Origin of the sequence: Xanthomonas sp. WHRI 7065, assembly GCF_040203115.2 — a bacterium.
GTDB classification, from domain to species: Bacteria; Pseudomonadota; Gammaproteobacteria; order Xanthomonadales; family Xanthomonadaceae; genus Xanthomonas; species Xanthomonas arboricola.
Genome location: NZ_CP168194.1, coordinates 3,455,102 through 3,475,538 on the forward strand (window position 1 = coordinate 3,455,102; position 20,437 = coordinate 3,475,538).

A 20,437-nucleotide genomic window follows, 5' to 3' on the forward strand; every position below is an offset into this window, starting at 1 on the left:
CGGCGCATGCACTGTTCCCTAGCCAGGTGGCACGGCGATGCCGTCGCTTGTCTGCATTGACACGAACGCATCCGAGCGCGTGCCGCGGGGGCGCGCTCTGCTTGCGGATACGTGAAACGCCCTAGACCGGGCTCACCCGGATCGCCAGCAGCTCGCCGCCGCCATCGAGCACATGGCGCGTGCGCGTGGAGGCACTCAGCCACGCGGTATCGCCGGCAGCCAACGGTGGCAGGCCACTCTCGCGCCCAAAGCTGGCCTGGCCTGCCAGCAGGTGGATCGCCCAGGCGCTGCCCGGGTCGGCGAAAAACAGCATGGTGCCGACCAGCGGCCGGTGCAGCAGTTCGGTCTGCACCAGATCGCGCCGCCACATCAGGTTGAAATCCTGGGTCGGCCCGTCGAGCAACGTCGCATGTACCGTTTCCTCGCCTGCAAATCGGACGCGCTGGTGCGGCGGCAGCAATTCGCAACTGCGATGACTGCTGCCAGGGGCGCCGGTATCGTCATTGGTTCCGGCGTCATGGCCGCCATGATCAGAGCCACTGCCCTCATTGCCACTGCCGCTATCGCTTTTGCTGACGCCGCCGCTAGTAGCTGCGCCGATGCCAATGCCTGCACCGGTTCTTGTGCCTGTGCCTGTGCCTGTGCCTGTGCGGGTGTCGGTGCGGGTGTCGGTGCCGGTGCGGGTGTCGGTGCCGGTGCGGTTGTCGGTGCCGGTGCGGTTGTCGGTGCCGGTGCGGTTGTCGGTGTCGGTGCTGGTGCTGGTGTCGCTGCCCATACCGCTGGCAGCATCGCCAAACTGCAGCCGCATGCCATTGCCGTGTAACAGCACCAGCTCGCGATCGATGCCCGGGAACGCGGAAAACGCCGCGTCCTGCTCGATCTCGGCAATCGACAGGCGTAACGACCATGCGTCGGCGTCGCCGAGACGCAGGATCTCGCGCGTCCAGCCCAGTTGATTGCGCCACCGCTCGCGGCGGTACTCGGTGGCCGGAATCACCCGGCTGCTCAGGTATGTCAGCTGCATGGGCACATTGTGCCGGAAGCCCGGCGCCAAGCCGTCATGCGGTGCTTCAGGGCTGCTGATGTGCCTTAGCCTCGATGCCAAGCCAACTCGAGGGTGTGGCCGAGACCCACGAAGCGGCTGGTGCCTCACGAAGTGAGTAGCGCTTCATGCGGCGAGCACTGCTTTCCCGCAGTTACAAACGCTTGCGTGCGCTCGCGACCCACGCGGGCCCATAACGAAAAACGCCCGGCTGCACATCCAAGTGCAACACCGGGCGATTCCACGTCCTTGTCGGCTTCCAGCCATCCCCCGGACATCCTGTCCAGTTAGGTTGCGGCCACGCATCCTCGCGTCGAACCGTATCTCGGATCCTTTCCCATTAACGCCGTCCCACCGGTTTCACCGCCGCCCCCTTGGCAGCCTTCTTGGCGGGAGCCATCGTGGCTCCTACTTCGATCAGGTCTCGATTCCGTTCGACCGTCTTGAGTCCGATGCCCTTGACCAGTGCCAGTTCCTCGGCACTTTTGAAGGGACCGTTTGCCTGACGGTGCTCGACGATTGCCTCGGCTTTTGATCGCCCGACGTTCGTCAGCACCTTGTCCAATTCCTCAGCAGACGCGGTGTTGATATCGACCTTGTCGAGTGCATACGCATTCGAGGACAACAGCAACGCCAGTAGCAGGGACTTCAGGGCTACGGTAAATGACTTCATTGCAACGCTCCTTGTGGCTTGGGTGATGGTCCTAGCCAGCATTCCTGCCGGCGGAGCCAGTGTCCCGCGCCACATGCAGCAATCCTATCGCCAACGAACTTTTCACACAGCCGGTGAACTGCGCGCCGCCTTGTAGGGAAATACCTACCCCCAGGCACGGGCGTAGAATGTGCCGTTACGTCACGTATTCGGAGTCTCCATGGACAGCGCCAAGATCGACCAATTCATCAGCGAAACCTGGGACCGCGAGATCGTCCCGCAATTGGTCGATTACATCCGCATCCCCAATAAATCGCCGATGTTCGATGCCGACTGGGTCGCGCACGGCTATATGGAGCAGGCGGTCACCCTGATGGAAACCTGGGCGCGCGCGCAGGCCATCGAGGGCATGCAGGTGGAGGTGGTGCGCCTGGAAGGCCGCACGCCGTTGATCTTCATCGAGATTCCGGCAACCGGCGCCGAATCGGGCGACGACACCGTGCTGCTGTACGGCCACCTGGACAAGCAGCCGGAAATGACCGGCTGGGATGCCGACCTCGGCCCATGGGAGCCGGTGCTGCGCGACGACAAGTTGTACGGGCGCGGTGGCGCCGACGATGGCTATGCGATCTTCGGTTCGCTGGCGGCGGTACTGGCGCTGCGCACCCAGGGCCTGCCGCATGCGCGCTGCGTGGTGCTGATCGAGGCCTGCGAGGAATCCGGCAGCTACGACCTGCCGGCCTATGTTGACCATCTGGCCGCACGCATCGGCAAGCCATCGCTGGTGGTGTGCCTGGATTCGGGCTGCGGCAACTATGAGCAGTTGTGGTGCACCACCTCGCTGCGCGGGCTGACCGGCGGCAACCTGAGCGTAAAGGTGCTGGAGGAAGGCGTGCATTCGGGCGATGCCTCCGGCGTGGTGCCGTCCAGCTTCCGCCTGCTGCGCCAGTTGCTGTCGCGGATCGAGGACGAAGCCAGCGGCCGCATCCTGCTGGACGGATTGCATGTGCAGGTGCCGGCCGAACGGCTGGCGCAGGCCAAGGCCGCGGCGGCGACGCTGGATACCGCCATCTTCGACAAGTTTCCGATGGTCGAGGGCCTGGTGCCGATGCATGACGACCTCACCGAGCTGGTGTTGAACCGCACCTGGCGCCCGGCGCTGTCGATCACCGGTGTGGATGGCATGCCGCCGCTGGCGTCGGCCGGCAACGTGCTGCGTCCGCAGACCGCGGTGAAGCTGTCGCTGCGCCTGCCGCCGACCGCCGACGGCAAGGCCTGTGGCGAACTGCTGAAAGAGGCCTTGCTGCGCGACCCACCGAACGGCGCACAGGTGACGCTGGAACTGGAAAAGGCATCATCGGGCTGGAATGCGCCCGAGATGGCGCCATGGCTGGCAAAGGCCATCGACGACGCCAGCCTGGCATTCTTCGACAAGCCGGCGATGTACATGGGCGAAGGCGGCTCGATCCCGTTCATGGGCATGCTGGGCGAGAAGTTCCCCGGCGCGCAGTTCATGATCACCGGCGTGCTCGGCCCGCATTCCAATGCGCATGGCCCCAACGAGTTCCTGCATATTCCGATGGGCAAGCGGGTCACGGCCTGCGTGTCCAAGGTGATCGCCGAGCACCACGCCGCCTGCCTGCGCGGCGAGACCAGCGGCTCGCCGGTGGCGGCCGATAGCGGAACCCGTCATGGTGGGCATGGCTGCTGCTGATTGACCCCTGGACCGCCCCGCGCATGCCGGGGCGGTCCAATGGCATTGCGGTGCGCTGCGGCACGCGCATGGACATAACCCCAACGCCTTCGTCGCAGTCGGCGCTGCACATGTGGTTGCCACGGCAGCGAATGCTAGTCTGCCGATCCCACTTCCCTCAGTGCCTGCGATGAACAATCTCTTCGGTAGCGACAGCTGGCTTTACATCATTCTGGTCGGCTTCGTGGTCGGGCTGCTTGCCCGTTTCATTACGCCCGGCACGCAGCGACTGGGTTGCCTGCTGACCATCGTGCTGGGCATCGCCGGCGCATTGGTGGCCAGCTGGTTCGGCCGCTACATGGGCTGGTACCACGCCGGCGAACCGGCCGGTTTCCTCGGCGCGTTGCTGGGTGCGATCGCGATCCTGGCGCTGCTCCGGCTGTTCAGCGGCAGCAAGCGTTGATCGACCCGGCGTCGCTGCCGACCTGGCTGCGCCTCACTTCACGACACAGCATTTACCCATGACGTCATCGTTGACTCCCGATACCGCGCGCGCTGCGCTCCGCCTGCAATGGGCGCGGCAGGCGTTGAACGACCCTGAGGTCACGCTGCAACGTGCCTCGGTCGATGCGGGATTCCGCAGTTACTGGCGTACCCAAGGACGCGGCGTGGACCGCATCCTGATGGATGCGCCACCTGCACTGGAAAACGTGGCGCCCTGGTTGCGCATGCATGCCCTGCTCGGCACCCACGGCGTGCGCGTACCGCAGGTGCTTGCGCAGGATCTTGAAACCGGCTTCCTGCTGCTGGAAGACCTGGGCGTGCCGACCCTGGCGCAGGTGCTGACCGACGCCAATGCCGACGCGCTGCTGGATGCTGCGATCAGCCAGTTGCTGCTGCTGCAGCGCATTGCGCCGCCTGCCGACAGCGGCGTGTTCGGCGAGGCGCTGCTGCAACGCGACGCCGGACTGTTCGAAGAATGGTTTCTTGGCCGCCACCTGGGCCTGCAGCTGGATTGCGGCCAGGCCGAGCAGCTGCAGTTGGTGCAGCGCCGCTTGATGGACAATGCACTGGCGCAGCCGCGCGTCTTTACCCACCGCGATTTCATGCCGCGCAATCTGATGCCGGTCGGCGACGGGCCGGCGGTGCTGGATTTCCAGGATTGCGTGATCGGGCCGATCGCCTACGACCCGATCAGTCTGTTCAAGGACACCTCGGTGAGTTGGCCGCTGGCGCGCGTGGATGGCTGGCTGGAGCGCTACCACGCGCGTGCCGCAGCGGCCGGATTGCCGGTGCCGCCGCTGGCGCAATTCCTGCGCGATGCGGACTGGATGGGCGTGCAGCGGCACCTGAAGAATCTCGGCATCTTCTCGCGCCTGAGCCATCGCGACGGCAAGCACTGGTATCTGGATAACGTGCCGCGTTTCATCGTCTATCTGGACGAGGTGTTGCCGCGTCATCCGGACCTTGCGCCACTGATCGGCCTGCTGGAAAACCTGGTCAAACCTGCCCTGGCGGCACGCTCCGCGCAGGCCGGCGCATGAAGGCACTGATCTTCGCCGCCGGTTTCGGCGAGCGCATGCGTCCGTTGACCGAGCGCACGCCCAAGCCGCTGCTGTCGGTCGGCGGCACACCGCTGATCGTCTGGCATCTGCGCAAGCTGGCCGCGCTGGGCGTGGACGAGGTGGTGATCAATACCTCGTGGCTGGCCGAGCAGTTTCCGCAGGAACTGGGCGATGGCAGCGCGTTCGGGCTGCGGCTGACGTACTCCTTCGAGGGCGACACCCCGCTGGAAACCGGCGGCGGCATGTTGCACGCGTTGCCGTTGCTGGGCGAGGCCCCGTTCCTGCTGGTCAACGGCGATATCTGGACCGATTTCGATTTCGCGCGGCTGTCGGCCGCGCCAGCGGGCCTGGCCCAGTTGGTGCTGGTCGATCAACCCGCCTATGCGGCGCGCGCAGACTTTGCGCTGGATGCCGATGGCAAGGTACGTGCAGATCTACCCGCGACGCTGACCTACGCCGGCATCGGCATGTATCGACCGGCGCTGCTGCGCGATTGGCAGTCGGTCATCGGCCAGCTCCCGGAGCACCACGGCACCGCGCCGCGCTTCGCGCTGGCACCGATCCTGCGCGCGCAGATGGCGGCAGGCCTGATCGATGGCATCCACCACGCCGGGCGCTGGACCGATGTCGGCACGCCGCAGCGATTGGCGGAGCTGGATGCCCGGTTACTGCGCGACGGCGGCTGATCGCAACCATGCCGCTGCAAATATCCAGCCGCGCGTCGCGCATTGTTCGAACCCCAAACACCGACCATCTCGACGGACTTGCAGCCAACGCGCCGGCGCCGCTCCTGCTCTTGTCCATGCGCACCGACCATCCGGACAGGTCCTTGCCCGCCTACCGTCGCGGGACCTTACGCGGCATGGATGCCGCGTAAGAGCCTACATGGACGTACTTGCGGCGTGTCCTGCGATGGTGGGCAGGCAAGGGCCACGCAGCCAACCCGCAGATCAGCTGCTCTACAAGCTTCAGGCGATGTGCCTCGAATGCCCGGACACCGCGATAGATGTGCAGATGGGAAGCGCTAAGCAACCCGCGATCTAGCGCCGAATACAGTAATCCCGTCAACTGCTCGAAGAGCCGCGATCCTCCAGCACCCGCCGCAGGAACGGCACGGTGATGCGGCGCTTGGCAGCCAGCGATTCGCGATCCAGCCGGTCCAGCAATGCCACCAGTCCGGCCAGTTCGCGTTCGCTATGGGTCAGCAGCCAGTCGATTGCTGCCTCGTCCAGTGCCAGTCCGCGCCGTTGCGCACGATCGCGCAACACCGCCGCGCGCCCTGCGTCGTCGAGTACCGGCAGGCTGATGCGGACGCATTGCGACAGCCGCGAGCGCAGATCCGGCAACACCAAGGCCAGGCCGTCGGGCATGTGCCGCGCGGTGTACAGCAAGGTGGTGCCGGCAGCGCGCGCGCGGTTGTGGAAATCGAACAGCGCCACTTCGTCGTCGCGCTGTCCGGCAATGCTTTCCACGCCGTCCAGTGCGACCAGGCTGCGCCCTTCCAGCGCTTCCAGCGCATCGCGCAACCGGCCAGTGGCGGCGTGCAGAGGCAGGTACGCCGGGGCGCGCCCGGCCTGCTCGGCGGCCGCGCACAACGACAACGCCAGATGCGTCTTGCCGGTGCCGGCGGGGCCGGCCAGATACAGCCAGTCGCTCACCTGTCCGACCGCCAACGCCTGCAGTTGCGACAGCAGGCCGTCGGGCGCGGCGATGTAACTATCGAATCGCTGATCGGGCGGCGCGCGTAGCGCCAGTGGCAACTGCGGAACGCTCACAGCCGATCGGTGTCCTTGCCTGGGTCGATGATCACGCTGCGCTCGTTGGTGGACTGCAGCACGATGCCGGCACGTTCGCCCGCATACAGATCGCTGCGCGTGTACTGCTCATGCGCATAGCGCAGCAGCACATTAGCCACCGCCGCCACCGGCAGCGCCAGCAGCATGCCGAGGAAGCCGAACAACTGGCCGCCCGCCATCACCGCGAAGATCACCGCCACCGGATGCAGGCCGATCTTGTCGCCGACGATGCGCGGCGTCAGCACATAGCTTTCCAGCAGCTGGCCAACGGTGAACACTACCCCGACGCCGATCAGCAGCTTCAGGTCGAAGCCCTGTGCCTGCACCACCGCCGCCAGCAGGGCGAGCACGATGCCGGTGGTGGCGCCCAGATACGGAATGAAGCTGATCAGGCCGGCAATGATGCCGATCAACAGGCCCAGATTGAGCCCGATGATGGACAGGCCAGCGGCGTAGATCGCCCCAAGCGCCAGCATCACCAGGAACTGGCCGCGGATGAAGCCACCCAGCACGTCGTTGGATTCCTGCGCCAGCCGGCTCACGGTGCCGATGTAGGCGCGCGGAATGACCGCGGCCACACGCTCGACCAGGCGGTCCCAGTCGCGCAGGAAGTAGAACGCCAGGATCGGCAGCAATGCCAGGTTGATCACCCATGTCACCATCGCAAAGCCCGACCGCTGCACGTAGCCGAAGAAGGTCTTGGCGGCGCCACCGGCCTGCTCCCAGTGGCTGCGGATCCAGTCGATCAGGCGCTCCGGGTCCAGCCAGCCCATCAGCTCCACGCCGGTCTTGGCTTCCAGCCACGGGATCGCGGTACTGATGGCCCAGGCACGCATCTGCGGCAGCGCGTCGATCAGGGTCATGATCTGGCGCTCGATCATCGGCACCAGGATCATCAGCGCCAGCACGAATAACAGCAGCGCCAGCACGAATACCAGCACCACCGCGATGTTGCGCGAGCGGCCGGCGCGCTCGATGCGGTCCACCAGCGGGTCGCCCAACCAGGCCAGCAGCAGCGCCAGCACGAACGGCGTCAGGATCGGCGACAGCAGCGATACCACCCACAACACGCCGACGGTCACCGCCACCCATTTCAGGCGACGCAGAAACAGGGCGATCTCGGCTTCGGGAGTCAAAGTCATTTCAGGCGGTACTCGGCGTGCTCGTTTTCGAGAATGATCGGGCCCTCGGTCGGTACCGAAACGGGCACCAACGGGCTGTTGTCGCCGAGCATACGGTTGAGGCCGGAAATGCCCGTGAGCAATTCCAGATCCACTTCCATGCGGTCGCCATTGGCGCTGACCGGGCGGATGCTACGCACCACCGAGACGCCCTGCAGTGCGGCAGAGACACGCAGGTAATCGTCGGCGCTGCTGATGCCGGTGATCACCGCGCGGTAGACCCCGGGCACACCCGAATCCACGCGCTTGGCGTAGCGCTTGACCAGCGCATCGGCGGCGCCATCGGCACCGGCAGCCATCGCGCGACGCGCGTCGGCGTCGCTGCTGGTCCAGCTGGACAGCACGTTGCCGTTGTCGACGAAGACCCAATCGGCGGTCCAGCCGGCGTCATTGCGGTAGAGCTTGCCGATCAACTGCATCGGCGGGCTGTACTTGGCCGAGGCGCGTGCCACTGCGGCGGTGTCCTTGCGCCAGATCGCGCCGGCCAGCACCTGCTCGGCGGCGGCACCGCCAGGCAGGCCGAGCCGGTAGCCGCGCTCGATCGCCCGGTCCAGCACGCTGCGCGCGGCATTGGCCTGCGCCACGCCGACCAGGCGCGGGCCGCTTCCGTCGTCGATGGCCAGCCACAGCACCGGCTTGGGCCGCGGCAGCGGCCACACCGGCAGACCCAGCGCGGCGATCAGGCCATCCACGTCCGATTGCCGGAAGCGCGCCACCAGCACGGTGCGGAAAGTCGGCGCGCCGGTGCGCGAGGTGCCCTGGTCCTGACGGTAATCGTAGTTTTCGACATAGCCCGGCGCGCCGCGCAATGCCTGCGAGACGCCGGGGCGGCTCATCACGCCGCGGTCGCCGGAGACCTTGCCCAGCACCGCGCCCAGCGCGCGCGCCAGCGCACCGGGGCGATCGGACTCGCTCTGGCTGTTGACCGGCACTTCGGCCTCGTAGGCACTTTGCGCCTTGGCGACGTCGCCTTCGGTGCGTAGATCGGCCTGCGCAAAGGCTGGCGCGAGGGGCATGGCGACCACGAGGGCGAGAAAGAAAGCGAGACTGCGGCGCATCGACGGTTCCATGACGTAAGCGTATCCGGGTGAATTGTTGCCCGAATGGGACGCCAGCGCCAACGTGGCTGCTAAAATCGCCGCCTTTACAGCCGAGCCCTCCCCGCCCGTGACCAGCCCAACGCCTTCCAATCCCTCGCCCATGACCTACCGTGAGGCAGGTGTCGACATCGATGCCGGCAATGCATTGGTCGAACGTATCAAGCCGCTGGTCAAGCGCAGCTTCCGGCCGGAGGTGATGGGTGGCCTGGGCGGTTTTGGCGCCTTGTTCGACCTGTCCGGCAAGTACCGCGAGCCGGTGCTGGTGTCCGGCACCGACGGCGTCGGTACCAAGCTCAAGCTGGCGCAGCAGCTGGGCCGACACGACACCATCGGCATCGACCTGGTCGGCATGTGCGTCAACGACGTGCTGGTGCAGGGCGCCGAGCCGTTGTTCTTCCTGGATTATTTCGCCACCGGCAAGCTGGACGTGGACACCGCCGCGGCGGTGGTCGGCGGCATTGCGCGCGGCTGCGAGCTGTCCGGCTGCGCCCTGATCGGCGGCGAAACCGCCGAGATGCCCGACATGTATCCGCCGGGCGAGTACGACCTGGCCGGCTTCACCGTCGGCGCGGTGGAAAAATCGCAGCTGCTGGACGGCGCACAGGTGCGCGCGGGCGACGTGCTGATCGGCATCGCCTCGTCCGGCCCGCATTCCAATGGCTACTCGCTGATCCGCAAGATCTACGAACGTGCCGGCTCACCCGCCGAGTTGGTGCTGGATGACGGCGTCAAGCTAATCGATGCGCTGATGGCGCCGACCGCGCTGTACGTCAAGCCGATCCTGGCGCTGCTCAAGTCGTATGGCGACAGCATCCACGCCATGGCGCACATCACCGGCGGCGGGCTGACCGAAAACATCATCCGGGTGATCCCCGACGGCCTGGGCCTGGACATCGACGCCAAGGCCTGGACGCTGCCGCCGGTATTCGCCTGGCTGCAGCGCGAAGGCGCGGTGGCCGATGCCGAAATGTGGCGCACCTTCAACTGCGGCATCGGCTTCGTGCTGATCGCCGCCCCCGAGCAGGCTGCCGCGCTGGAACAGGCGCTGGATGCGCAGTCGCTGGCGCACTGGCGCATCGGCCAGGTGGTCCCGGCGCAGGGCGACGAGCGCGTGCGGATCGGTTGATCGAGGAGAGCTGCATGGACGCTTCCCCACGCGCACTGCCGGCATCGGCCAGCGCTGACGATCTCCAGCACCTGAAACTGCTGTCGGTCTTTCACTATGTGCTGGCCGCCATCACTGCGCTGTTTTCACTTTTCCCGTTGATCCATCTGTTCATGGGCATTGCAATCATCACGGGGCACCTGCCCATGACACATGCCAATGCGGACGCACCATCGATGGATCCGCGATTGTTCGGCTGGTTCTTCGTGGCGTTCGCGGCTGTGTTCATTGGCTGCGGCCTGACGCTGGCGGCGTTCATGGCCTACGCGGGCCGCTGCATTGCCCAGCGCAGACGGCATCTGCTGTGCCTGATCGTGGCCGGCATTTCCTGCTCCTTCATGCCGTTCGGCACCGTCGTCGGCGTGTTTACACTGGTGGTGCTGCTGCGCCCACAGGTCAAGGCCTTGTTCGCGCCGACCGCCACCGCCGCGTGACGCGCACTGCCCCATGACTTCAGCGAACCCGACCCCATGAGCCTGCGTCTGGCGGTCCTGGCCTCCGGCCGTGGCAGCAACCTGCAGGCCATTCTTGATGCCATCGCCAGCGGCCGGCTGCCGGCCGAGGTCGTCGGCGTGTTTTCCGACCGCCCACAGGCGCCGGCACTGCACAAGGTCGATGAGGCATTGCGCTGGAGCGCCAGCCCGCGCGACTTTGCCGACCGCGCGGCCTTCGACGCTGCGCTGGGCGATGCAATCGCCGCCGCGCAGCCGGACTGGGTGATCTGCGCCGGCTACATGCGCATCCTCGGCGAACCGCTGGTGCGTCGCTTTGTCGGGCGCATGCTCAACATCCACCCCTCGCTGCTGCCCAAATACCGCGGCCTGCATACCCATGCCCGCGCACTGGAAGCCGGCGATACCGAACATGGCGCCAGCGTGCACCTGGTGGTGCCGGAACTGGACGCCGGCACGGTGATCGCGCAGGCGCGCGTGCCGGTGCTGCCCGACGACAGCCCCGAGCAGCTGGCCGCGCGTGTGCTGGCGCGCGAGCACCCGCTGCTGCTGGCCATGCTGGACCTGCTCGCCAGCGGGCGTGTGGAGGTGCGTGGCGATGGCGTCCATATCGACGGTCAGTGCCTGTTTACGCCACTGCGACTAGAGTCCGCTGACACCGCACTTGCCTGAATGCGGATACGCCCTCCTCATCCTGTCTCGGACATCCTGGCGGCCCCGTGCCTCCCTCCCAGCGCATGAAACTCCTCCCGATCGCGACCGCGCTGTTGACCACCGCCCTGCTCGCCCCGGCCGGTGCCGGCCGTGCGCAACAGGCGCCTGCCGTGCCTGCGCCAGCGGCCCCTGCTCCAGCTGCGGCGCTACCAGCGGCGCCGGCCTCTGCAGCGGCCCTGCCTGCCAGCACCTGGACGCCGCCGCCACTGCAACCCTTCGTGGCCACCTACCAGGCGTTCTACCGCGGCAAGGAAGCCGGCGATGCCACCATGCAGGTCAGCAACGGCGAAGGCAGCCAGTGGCGTATCGACATGTCGGTGCGCGGCCGCAAGGGCTTTGCCAGCATCCTGGGACTCAATCTGGAACAGAGCACGGTGTTCCGCGTCGATGGGGACACCTATGTACCGTTGAGCCAGAGCACGGTGCGCAAGGCGATGTTCTTCGGCAAGAAGGTCACCGGCGTCTACAACTGGCAGACCGCCAGCGCCCAGTGGGACGGCGATCTGAAGAAGGAGCGCCAGCAGGCGATTCCCCTGCAGCGCGGCGACCAGAGCGCGCTGTCGCTGAACCTGTCGCTGATGCGCGACGCGCAACCCGGACGCAGCCTGAGCTATCGCTACGTCGATGTCGGCCGGGTGCGCAAGTACGACTACAAGGTCGCCGATGCCACCGAAGTGGTGCAGGTCGGCGACCTCAGCTATGACGCGTTGCGCGTGTACCGCGTCAACAGCGGCGACAACGAAACCATCCTCTGGATCGCCAACGGCGTTCCCACGCCGGTGCGCATCCTGCAACGTGACAAAGGTGAGGATCAGGTCGATCTACGCCTGGTCGAATATCAAGGAGCCTGACCCATGCACACCGTTTCCCGCACCTGTTCGCTGATCGCCGCTGCTGCACTGGCGGTGGCCAGCCTGCCCGCATTCGCCATGCAGCCGTTCCAGGCCGATTATTCGGCCAACTACATGGGCATGCAGGCCAACGGCACCATGACCCTGGCCGCCGCCGGCGCCAATCAGTGGCGCTATACGCTCACCATCCAGAACCAGCTGGCCAACCTGACCCAGAGCACGGTGTTCGAAGAGAGCAACGGCCAACTGCGTCCGGTCAGCAGCAACGACACCTCGTCGATGATGGTCAAGCGCCGCAACGTCACCGCCAACTACGACTGGAAAACCAGCCAGGCGACCTGGGGCGGCGACATCAAGCCGGACCGCCGTGGCCCGGTGAAATTGCAGCCCGGCGACATGGATGCGCTGCTGATCAACCTGGCCATTACCCGCGACCTGGCCGCTGGCAAGCCGCTGAACTACCGCATGGTCGACGAAGGCCGCATCAAGACGATGAGCTACAAGGTGGTCGGCAAGGAAACCATCACCGTCAACGGCAAGCAGGAACAGGCGACCAAAGTCTCGCGCGTGGACGGCGACAAGGAACTGATCGCCTGGGTGGTCAAGGATCTGCCGGTGCCGGCACGCCTGCTGCAGAAGGAAAAAGGCCAGGACGCACTGGACCTGACCATCAAGGGCCTGCGCTAAGCGCCAGACGCGCCTGCTAGGAGCGTGCCTGCGCGCGACGGGGCTTTATCGGTAACGCCCCGTCGCGCGCAGGCACGCTCCTACCAGGGCATGGAACCTGCTTGACAGGCATCCTGCCTCCGACAGCGATGAAAAGCCCGGCTGCAAGCCGGGCTCTTCATTTCGATCGGCGTGCGGCGGAATCTGCGCAGCACGCAGAAACGCTCGACCCTCAGGGCTTGGCGGCCGCCTTGTCATCGCCGCTGGAGAACACCGTGCGGCAGTCCACGCGGATCTGCTCGCCGGTGCTGCGCCAGTAGAACAGGTCGCAATGGCGCTTGCCTTCGACGGTCTTCTTGACCGCCACCGCATAGAACGACTGCGCGATCTCGTCGCGGCTGGCGGTGCCGTCGTTGTTCCAGTCCATGTCCTTGAACTCGACGCCCTGGGTGATCGCCATGCCCACCGACCAGGCATAGGCCAGCCACGCCAGGATCAGCACGATCACGCCGAGCAGGATCTTGCGCCGGGTGGTGAAGCGCCCGCGCAGGATCATGCGATGCGCCGGATGGTCGCGCCCAGCGCCCCCAGCTTCTCCTCGATGTTTTCGTAGCCACGGTCCAGGTGGTAGATGCGATCGATGGTGGTGTCGCCGTCGGCCACCAGGCCGGCCAGGATCAACGATGCCGACGCGCGCAGATCGGTCGCCATCACCGGCGCGCCGCTGAGGCGCTCGGCGCCGCGCACGATCGCGGTATGGCCTTCGACCTGGATGTCCGCGCCCAGGCGCAGCAGTTCGTTGACGTGCATGAAGCGGTTTTCGAAGATGGTTTCGTTGATCACGCCCACCCCGTCGGCCACGCAGTTGAGCGCCATGAATTGCGCCTGCATGTCGGTGGGGAACGCCGGGTACGGCGCAGTGGTCAGGTTGACCGCACGCGGGCGCTTGCCGTGCATGTCCAGCGTGATGCTGTCGGCAGTGGTGGTGATGCTGGCACCGGCTTCGGTGAGCTTGTCCAGCACCGCGTCCAGGGTGTCCGGACGGGCGCGGCGCACGCTGACGCTGCCGCCGGTCATCGCCGCGGCGACCAGGAAGGTGCCGGTCTCGATGCGATCCGGCAGCACCGCATGGTGCCCGCCGCCCAGGCGCTCCACGCCCTGCACCACGATGCGCGGCGTGCCGGCACCTTCGATCTGCGCACCGAGTGCGATCAGGCAGTCGGCCAGGTCGGTGACTTCCGGCTCCATCGCCGCGTTCTCCAGCACGGTGGTGCCTTCGGCCAGCACGGCGGCCATCAGCACGTTCTCGGTACCGGTGACGCTGACCATGTCGAACACGTAGCGGCCACCCTTCAGGCGCCCGTTGCTGGTGGCCTTGATGTAGCCGTTCTCCACGCTGATCTCCGCACCCAGCGCCTGCAGGCCCTTGATGTGCTGGTCGACCGGGCGTGAGCCGATCGCGCAGCCGCCGGGCAGCGACACCTCGGCGGTGCCGTAGCGCGCCAGCAGCGGGCCGAGCACCAGGATCGAGGCGCGCATGGTCTTGACCAGCTCATAGGGCGCGACCTGGTGGGTGACCGAGCGCGGGTCGACCAGGATCGAGCGGCCCTTGGCCAGCGTGCCTTCGTCGATGGTGACCTCGGCGCCCAGTTCGCTGAGCAGTTTCACCGTGGTGATCACATCGTGCAGATGCGGCACGTTGCTGATCTCCACCGGCGCATCGGCCAGCAGGGTCGCGCACAGGATCGGCAGCACCGCGTTCTTGGCGCCGGAAATATTGACCTCACCGTGCAGCGCTTGGCCGCCGGTCACTACGATTTTTGCCATGGGAGCTTGGGGAATCCGAAAAGGGATGTCGGGGGAATGGGAAGGGTGGCCAGGAGCCGGCCGGGCCGCTGGCAGTCGGGGCGCAGGCGCAGCCTGACCGGCCAGGACCTGGCTGACGCTCAGCCTTCGTCGGGCGTCAGCGTCTTGAGCTGCAGCGCGTGGATCGCGCCGCCCATCAGTTCGCCCAGGGTCGCGTAGACCATGCGGTGGCGCGCCAACGGGGCCTTGCCGGCGAATGCGGGGCTGATCACGGTCGCCTCGAAGTGCACGCCGTCGTCGCCGTGCACGTCGACGCGGGCTTCGGGCAAGCCGGATTCGATGAGTTTACGGATGGTTTCGGCGTCCAAAGGGCGTTTCCTCATAAAATGAGCGCACATTCTACTCTTCACCCGAGTCCCGCATGGCCGTCTCGCACCTGCCCTCCGCCACCGTCAGCGACGCCAGCCTGGTCGCCAGCGGCCAGCGCGTGCTGGAGATCGAGCGCGAGGCGCTGGCCAGCGTGGGCGCGCGGATCGGCAGCGACTTCGCCGCCGCCTGCCGGCTGGTACTGGCCTCGCGCGGGCGCGTGGTGGCCACCGGCATGGGCAAGTCCGGGCATATCGCGCGCAAGATCGCCGCCACCCTGGCCTCCACCGGCACGCCGGCGTTCTTCGTGCATCCGGGCGAGGCCGGGCACGGCGACCTGGGCATGATCACCGAGGCCGACATCGTGCTGGCGCTGTCCTACTCCGGCGAATCGGACGAGGTGCGCATGCTGCTGCCGGTGCTCAAGCGCCAGGGCAACCCGATCATCGCCATGACCGGGCGCCCGAACTCCTCGCTGGCGCAGGCCGCCGACGTGCATCTGGACGTGAGCGTGTCGGCCGAAGCCTGCCCGCTGCATCTGGCGCCCACCTCCAGCACCACCGCCTCGCTGGCGATGGGCGACGCGCTGGCCGTGGCGCTGCTGGACGCGCGCGGCTTCACCGCCGACGATTTTGCGCGCTCGCATCCGGCCGGCAGCCTGGGCCGGCGCCTGCTGCTGCACATCACCGACGTGATGCACAGCGGCGATGACCTGCCGCGCGTGCGCGAGGACGCCAGCCTGAGCGAGGCGCTGATGGAAATGAGCCGCAAGCGGCTGGGCATGACTGCCGTGGTGGACGCGGACGGGCGCCTGATCGGCCTGTTCACCGACGGCGATCTGCGCCGTGCGCTGGACAGCGACATCGACGTGCGCAGCGCCGGCATTGCCCAGGTGATGACGCGCAACCCGCGCACCATCGGCGCCGACCAGCTGGCCGCCGAAGCCGCACGGCTGATGGAGGATTACAAGATCAACGGTTTGATCGTGGTCGACGCGCAGCAGCGCGCGGTGGGCGCATTGAACATTCACGACCTGTTGCGCGCCAAAGTGGTTTAACAGGTTCAGTTTTCTACCGTTGGAACCCCGTTCTCACCGATTCGTGCCGATGCCCTATTCCCCTTTGCAGCACCTGCCCGCCGACATCACCGACCGCGCCGCGCGTATCCGCCTGGCCTGTTTCGACGTCGACGGCACCCTGACCGACGGCCGCTTGTATTACGACCATGCCGGTAACGAGAGCAAGTCGTTCAATGTGCTCGACGGCCAGGGGCTCAAGCAGCTCGACCATGCCGGCATCCATGTCGCGCTTATCACCGCACGCGCCAGCCTGTCGGCGGAAAAACGCGGCCAGGATCTGGGCCTGCACGTGCAGATCGGGGTCAAGAACAAGCGCCTGGCAGTGCTGGCCCTGTGCCAGGAGCACGGCCTGTCGCTGGACCAGGTGTTGTTCATGGGCGACGACCTGCCGGACCTGCCGGCCCTGCTGGCGGTCGGCCTGCCGGTGGCACCGGCCAATGCGCACCCGTGGATCGCCGAGCGCGTGCAGTGGCATACCCGGGCACGTGGCGGCGAAGGCGCCGCGCGCGAGGTCTGCGATGTGGTGCTGGCCGCGCAGGGCCAGGTCGAGGGCATTATCGAAAGGTTCTCGGCATGAGCTGGAACTGGCGCACCACCCTGGGCGTCGCGCTGTTTGCCGCTGCGGTGATTTCCGGCTGGTCGGCGTGGCAGCAGCGCGCGCGGCCGGTCGCCGCGGCGACGGACGATTCGCGCGCTGACTACGTGCTGCGCGATTTCGAATTGATTGCGCTGGACAAGGAGACCGGCAAGGAATCGATGACGCTGCGCGCGCCGGAGATGCATCGCAACCGCGCCGATCGCACTTCCGAAGTCACCACCCCGGTGTTCCTGCTGCCTGACAACACTAACCAACCGTGGACGCTGCGCTCCAAGACCGGCTGGATCAGCCCCACGGGCGACGAGCTGCGCTTGCGCGGCGATGTCGAGGGCGACAGCCCCACCGGCGGCGCGACCCCGCCGACCACCTTCCGCACCCAGAGCCTGGACGTGTTCCCGAAGCAGAACCTCGCCAAGACCGCGGCCCCGGTGAGCATGAGCCGGCCGGGTATCATGCAGAGCGGGGTCGGCTTCGAGGCCGATCTCAAATCACGCCAGTACAAGCTCCTTTCCCAGGTCAAGACCCGCTATGAACCGAATGCTGCCCGCTAAACTGGCGTTTGCCGCGCTGCTGCTGCCCGCCCTTGCGATGGCCAAGACCAGCGACCGCAATCAGCCGATGGCGATCGACTCCAATGCCAACGATTGCAACATGCTCGACGACAGCGGCAAGTGCCGCTTCAGCGGCAATGTGGTGATCACCCAGGGCACGCTGGAAATCCACGCCGACACCGCCGACATCTTCCAGAAGAACGGCCAGACCGACCGCGTCGTGCTGACCGGCAAGCAGGCCACGCTGAAGCAGCAGATGGACGACGGCGCGATGATGAACGGCCAGGCCGACAACATCGAGTACCAGGTCGCCAACGAAGTCATCGTGCTGACCGGCAACTACAAGGTCGACTCGCCCAAAGGCACCAACGCCGGCCAGCGCATGGTCTACAACACCAAGACCGGCAACATGCAGAGCGGCGGCGACGGCAGCCGCGTGCGCACGATCATCCAGCCCAAGACCGCAGCGCCGGCGGCAGCAGCGCCTGCGACGACGCCGGCCGCCAAGCCCGCGGCCAAGCCGCAGGGGAAGAAGTAATGCTGGTCGCCACCGGTCTGCGCAAGAAGTACAAGCAACGCGAAGTGGTCAAGGAATTCGGCCTCACGCTCGAGGCCGGCGAAGTGGTCGGCCTGCTCGGCCCCAACGGTGCCGGCAAGACCACCTGCTTCTACATGATCGTCGGCCTGGTCGAGGCCGATGCCGGGCGTATCGAGCTGGACGGCCGCGATCTCACCGCCGAACCGATGTACGCCCGCGCCAAGCTCGGTGTCGGCTATCTGCCGCAGGAACCCTCGATCTTCCGCAAGCTTACCGTGGCCGACAACATCCGCCTGGTGCTGGAGCTACGCGAAGAGCTGGATGGCGCCGGCCGCGAGAAGGAACTGGTCTCGCTGCTGGAAGAACTGCAGATCACCCATGTGGCCGACCAGCTCGGCGCCAGCCTGTCCGGCGGCGAGCGGCGGCGCTGCGAGATCGCGCGGGCGCTGGCGGCCAAGCCGCGCATGATGCTGCTCGACGAGCCCTTTGCCGGCGTCGACCCGATTTCGGTCGGCGAGATCCAGCGCATCATCATCCACCTCAAGGAACGCGGCATTGGCGTGTTGATCACCGATCACAACGTGCGCGAAACCTTGGGAATCTGCGACCGCGCGTATATTCTCGCCGAGGGGGGCGTGCTGGCGCAGGGGGCACCAGATGCGCTGCTAGCCAATCCCGACGTCCGTCGCGTGTATCTGGGGGAAACTTTCCGCCTTTGAGCGCGTCGCCGCGCCATCGATTCTTCCAGTCAGTGCCCGCATGAAAGCCCGGCTCCAGACATCGCTAGGACAGCAGTTGGTCATGACGCCGCAGTTGCGTCAGGCGATCAAGCTATTGCAGATGTCCACCACCGAGCTGGAACTGGAAATCGCCGAAGCGGTGGAGACCAATCCGCTGCTGGAATGGGCCGACGAGGCCGCGCATGCGGCCAACGAGCTGCCGGTGGACGCGTCGTCGGCCGCCTCCACCGACGACACCCCGCGCGAGGAACCGGCACCGGCCGAGCGCGATGACGACTGGTCACAGGACGAACTGCAGTGGACCGGGTCGGGCAGCGGCGGCAGCTTCGACGACGACGAGTCCGGCGATGCCGCCGAGCGCGTAGCCGAATCCGAAACCCTGGCCGACCACCTGCTGTGGCAGCTGCACCTGTCGCCGCTGTCGCCGCGCGACCGCCAGATCGGCGCGCTGCTGATCGATGCGCTGGATGAGGACGGCTACCTGCGCGAGCCGCTGTCGGCGATTCTGGAAACGCTGGCGCTCGGTGCGGCGGTGGACGAGGCCGAAGTGCTGACCGTGCTGCACCAGATCCAGCGCTTCGACCCGGTCGGCGTGGGTGCGCGCACTCTTGGCGAATGCCTGGCACTGCAATTGGCCGTACTCGACCCGGCCACTCCGGGGCGCGAGCTGGCGCTGCAGATCGTCGCCGGCCCGCTGGAGCGCCTGCCGCGCAGCGGCGTGGCCGGCCTGGCGCACGAACTCAAGCGCTCCACCGCCGATGTCGAGCAGGCGGTCCAATTGGTGCGCTCGCTGGACCCGCGCCCGGGCAAGCAGATCGGCGACCTGTCGCAGGACACCTACGTGGTGCCGGACTGCGTGATCTGGCGCCAGCGCGGCGTGTGGCGGGCCTCGCTGGCCGGCCGCGCGCAGCCCAAGGTCACCATCCACCGCGGCTACGAGAACCTGATCCGCAGTTGCGGCGAGTCCGACGCCGGCTACCTGCGCGGCCAGCTGCAGGAGGCGCGCTGGCTGCTCAAGAGCCTGGAGGCGCGCGGCGAGACCCTGCTGCGGGTGGTGCGCTGCCTGCTGCAGCACCAGGCCGGGTTCCTGGAATTCGGCGCGCAGGCCTTGCGCCCGCTGACCCTGCGCGAGATCGCCGGCGAGCTCGGCCTGCACGAATCCACCATTTCCCGCGCGATCGCGCGCAAATACGTGCGCACCCCGCGCGGCACCATCGCGTTGCGCTCGTTCTTTGCCTCCGGCATCGACACCGACAGCGGCGGCGAGGCCTCCAGCACCGCCATCCAGGCCATGATCCGGCGCCTGATCGAGGCGGAAAACCCGCGCAAACCGCTGTCCGACGCCAAGTTGGCCGATCTGCTGAAAACCTCCGGCGTACCAGTGGCGCGGCGCACCGTTGCGAAGTATCGTGAGGCCATGAACATTTCCGCCTCCCACGAACGCGTGCGTATCGCCTGACGTTGCACCCACCGCAACGCCGGCCTGCGCCGGGTGAGTCGGATCACCGGAAAGGTTCATTGGCCCACCGACCAATGGAGGTATCCGATGCGTATCGAGACGTATGGCCACCAGCTTGAAGTGACCCCCGCGCTGCGGGAGTACGTGGCAAGCAAGCTGCAGCGACTGCAGCGCCATTTCGACCAGCACTGTGAAGTCCGAACCCAGCTGGCCGTTCGCAAGCCAGACCATCACGTGGTCGCCACCGTCAACCTTCCCGGTCGCACCCTGCACGCAGATGCCAGCGGCTCCAGCATGTATGCGGCCATCGACCTGCTGGTCGACAAGCTCGACCGCCTGGTGCTCAAGCACAAGGAAAAGAAATGTAACCACCATGCACGCGAGGTGCGCGACAATCCCGCATGACGCTTCCCGCTTGATGCCC

At 66.7% G+C, this 20,437-nt stretch carries 24 protein-coding genes; 16 read left to right on the plus strand and 8 right to left on the minus strand.

Features of this window, described 5'->3' with window-relative positions:
- Positions 1-121 precede the first annotated feature (121 nt).
- Together ABQY64_RS14525 and ABQY64_RS14530 are read right to left on the minus strand one after the other, a co-directional pair.
- Positions 122-1,024: a HutD family protein gene (locus ABQY64_RS14525; protein ID WP_349779834.1), complete on the minus strand. Its 903-nt coding sequence runs from the start codon at positions 1,022-1,024 to the stop codon at positions 122-124.
- A 358-nt stretch (positions 1,025-1,382) separates the two neighbouring features.
- Complete coding sequence (locus tag ABQY64_RS14530) at positions 1,383-1,757, minus strand: helix-hairpin-helix domain-containing protein (protein ID WP_016904771.1); 375 nt, start codon at positions 1,755-1,757, stop codon at positions 1,383-1,385.
- A 157-nt stretch (positions 1,758-1,914) separates the two neighbouring features.
- Between ABQY64_RS14530 and ABQY64_RS14535 the strand changes: the two genes are divergently transcribed.
- The 4 genes from ABQY64_RS14535 to murU all read left to right on the plus strand — a co-directional run bounded on the left by ABQY64_RS14535 (position 1,915) and on the right by murU (position 5,638).
- Positions 1,915-3,408: a M20 family metallopeptidase gene (locus ABQY64_RS14535; RefSeq protein WP_104559342.1), complete on the plus strand. Its 1,494-nt coding sequence runs from the start codon at positions 1,915-1,917 to the stop codon at positions 3,406-3,408.
- A gap of 169 nt (positions 3,409-3,577) precedes the next feature.
- A complete protein-coding gene (locus ABQY64_RS14540; protein ID WP_054591453.1) occupies positions 3,578-3,850 on the plus strand; it encodes a GlsB/YeaQ/YmgE family stress response membrane protein in 273 nt (90 codons plus the stop codon).
- A 58-nt stretch (positions 3,851-3,908) separates the two neighbouring features.
- The gene (locus ABQY64_RS14545) at positions 3,909-4,931 is read left to right on the plus strand and encodes an aminoglycoside phosphotransferase family protein (protein WP_167707031.1); all 1,023 of its coding nucleotides are present in this window, start codon (positions 3,909-3,911) and stop codon (positions 4,929-4,931) included.
- Positions 4,928-5,638 (plus strand): N-acetylmuramate alpha-1-phosphate uridylyltransferase MurU, encoded by a 711-nt coding sequence (murU, locus tag ABQY64_RS14550; RefSeq protein WP_349779835.1) that lies wholly within the window; start codon positions 4,928-4,930, stop codon positions 5,636-5,638. The genes ABQY64_RS14545 and murU overlap by 4 nt, the downstream gene beginning before the upstream one ends.
- A 378-nt stretch (positions 5,639-6,016) precedes the next feature.
- Here the strand turns inward: murU and hda are convergent, their stop codons facing one another.
- Genes hda through ABQY64_RS14565 form a run of 3 tightly spaced genes read right to left on the minus strand, consistent with a single transcriptional unit; the run spans position 6,017 to position 8,999 of the window.
- Positions 6,017-6,727 carry a DnaA regulatory inactivator Hda gene (hda, locus tag ABQY64_RS14555; protein ID WP_016904628.1) on the minus strand — a complete coding sequence of 237 codons (711 nt, stop codon included), beginning with the start codon at positions 6,725-6,727 and terminating at the stop codon, positions 6,017-6,019.
- A complete protein-coding gene (locus ABQY64_RS14560) occupies positions 6,724-7,890 on the minus strand; it encodes an AI-2E family transporter (protein WP_016904627.1) in 1,167 nt (388 codons plus the stop codon). The genes hda and ABQY64_RS14560 overlap by 4 nt, the downstream gene beginning before the upstream one ends.
- On the minus strand, positions 7,887-8,999 hold the full coding sequence (locus ABQY64_RS14565; protein WP_016904626.1) for a DUF2066 domain-containing protein: 1,113 nt from the start codon (positions 8,997-8,999) through the stop codon (positions 7,887-7,889). The genes ABQY64_RS14560 and ABQY64_RS14565 overlap by 4 nt, the downstream gene beginning before the upstream one ends.
- 22 nt (positions 9,000-9,021) lie before the next feature.
- Here ABQY64_RS14565 and purM point away from each other — a divergent pair, with 22 nt between their 5' ends.
- The 5 genes from purM to ABQY64_RS14590 all read left to right on the plus strand — a co-directional run bounded on the left by purM (position 9,022) and on the right by ABQY64_RS14590 (position 12,898).
- Positions 9,022-10,155, plus strand: a complete 1,134-nt coding sequence (purM, locus tag ABQY64_RS14570; protein ID WP_180971259.1) for a phosphoribosylformylglycinamidine cyclo-ligase — start codon at positions 9,022-9,024, stop codon at positions 10,153-10,155.
- Between the two features lie 14 nt (positions 10,156-10,169).
- Positions 10,170-10,628 (plus strand): hypothetical protein, encoded by a 459-nt coding sequence (locus ABQY64_RS14575; RefSeq protein ID WP_184352741.1) that lies wholly within the window; start codon positions 10,170-10,172, stop codon positions 10,626-10,628.
- Between the two features lie 36 nt (positions 10,629-10,664).
- Positions 10,665-11,318, plus strand: coding sequence for a phosphoribosylglycinamide formyltransferase (gene purN, locus ABQY64_RS14580; RefSeq protein ID WP_184352278.1), 654 nt, complete (start codon positions 10,665-10,667; stop codon positions 11,316-11,318).
- Positions 11,319-11,383: 65 nt separating this feature from the next.
- Positions 11,384-12,211, plus strand: a complete 828-nt coding sequence (locus tag ABQY64_RS14585) for a DUF3108 domain-containing protein (protein WP_184352277.1) — start codon at positions 11,384-11,386, stop codon at positions 12,209-12,211.
- A gap of 3 nt (positions 12,212-12,214) precedes the next feature.
- Positions 12,215-12,898 carry a DUF3108 domain-containing protein gene (locus ABQY64_RS14590; protein ID WP_349779836.1) on the plus strand — a complete coding sequence of 228 codons (684 nt, stop codon included), beginning with the start codon at positions 12,215-12,217 and terminating at the stop codon, positions 12,896-12,898.
- Positions 12,899-13,109: 211 nt separating this feature from the next.
- Here ABQY64_RS14590 and ABQY64_RS14595 read toward each other — a convergent pair whose 3' ends face one another.
- The 3 genes from ABQY64_RS14595 to ABQY64_RS14605 form a co-directional block, all read right to left on the minus strand.
- On the minus strand, positions 13,110-13,433 hold the full coding sequence (locus ABQY64_RS14595) for a hypothetical protein (protein WP_046343664.1): 324 nt from the start codon (positions 13,431-13,433) through the stop codon (positions 13,110-13,112).
- Positions 13,430-14,704, minus strand: a complete 1,275-nt coding sequence (gene murA, locus ABQY64_RS14600) for a UDP-N-acetylglucosamine 1-carboxyvinyltransferase (RefSeq protein ID WP_102251577.1) — start codon at positions 14,702-14,704, stop codon at positions 13,430-13,432. Before murA ends, ABQY64_RS14595 begins: the two co-directional genes overlap by 4 nt.
- 119 nt (positions 14,705-14,823) lie before the next feature.
- The gene (locus tag ABQY64_RS14605) at positions 14,824-15,051 is read right to left on the minus strand and encodes a BolA family protein (protein WP_016905061.1); all 228 of its coding nucleotides are present in this window, start codon (positions 15,049-15,051) and stop codon (positions 14,824-14,826) included.
- Between the two features lie 53 nt (positions 15,052-15,104).
- On the opposite strand from ABQY64_RS14605, the gene ABQY64_RS14610 reads away from it, so the two are divergent.
- From ABQY64_RS14610 to hpf, 7 genes are all read left to right on the plus strand, one after another.
- The gene (locus ABQY64_RS14610) at positions 15,105-16,106 is read left to right on the plus strand and encodes a KpsF/GutQ family sugar-phosphate isomerase (RefSeq protein ID WP_024938742.1); all 1,002 of its coding nucleotides are present in this window, start codon (positions 15,105-15,107) and stop codon (positions 16,104-16,106) included.
- A 49-nt stretch (positions 16,107-16,155) separates the two neighbouring features.
- A complete protein-coding gene (locus ABQY64_RS14615) occupies positions 16,156-16,704 on the plus strand; it encodes an HAD family hydrolase (protein ID WP_024938741.1) in 549 nt (182 codons plus the stop codon).
- Entirely contained in the window at positions 16,701-17,276 is a 576-nt protein-coding gene (gene lptC / locus ABQY64_RS14620; RefSeq protein WP_039519781.1) for an LPS export ABC transporter periplasmic protein LptC, read from the plus strand. The genes ABQY64_RS14615 and lptC overlap by 4 nt, the downstream gene beginning before the upstream one ends.
- The gene (lptA, locus tag ABQY64_RS14625) at positions 17,254-17,814 is read left to right on the plus strand and encodes a lipopolysaccharide transport periplasmic protein LptA (RefSeq protein WP_104553927.1); all 561 of its coding nucleotides are present in this window, start codon (positions 17,254-17,256) and stop codon (positions 17,812-17,814) included. Before lptC ends, lptA begins: the two co-directional genes overlap by 23 nt.
- Complete coding sequence (lptB, locus tag ABQY64_RS14630; protein ID WP_016904606.1) at positions 17,814-18,533, plus strand: LPS export ABC transporter ATP-binding protein; 720 nt, start codon at positions 17,814-17,816, stop codon at positions 18,531-18,533. Before lptA ends, lptB begins: the two co-directional genes overlap by 1 nt.
- Positions 18,534-18,615: 82 nt before the next feature.
- The gene (locus tag ABQY64_RS14635) at positions 18,616-20,013 is read left to right on the plus strand and encodes an RNA polymerase factor sigma-54 (protein WP_024938738.1); all 1,398 of its coding nucleotides are present in this window, start codon (positions 18,616-18,618) and stop codon (positions 20,011-20,013) included.
- Positions 20,014-20,100: 87 nt separating this feature from the next.
- Positions 20,101-20,418, plus strand: coding sequence for a ribosome hibernation-promoting factor, HPF/YfiA family (hpf, locus tag ABQY64_RS14640; protein ID WP_016904608.1), 318 nt, complete (start codon positions 20,101-20,103; stop codon positions 20,416-20,418).
- Positions 20,419-20,437 lie beyond the last annotated feature (19 nt).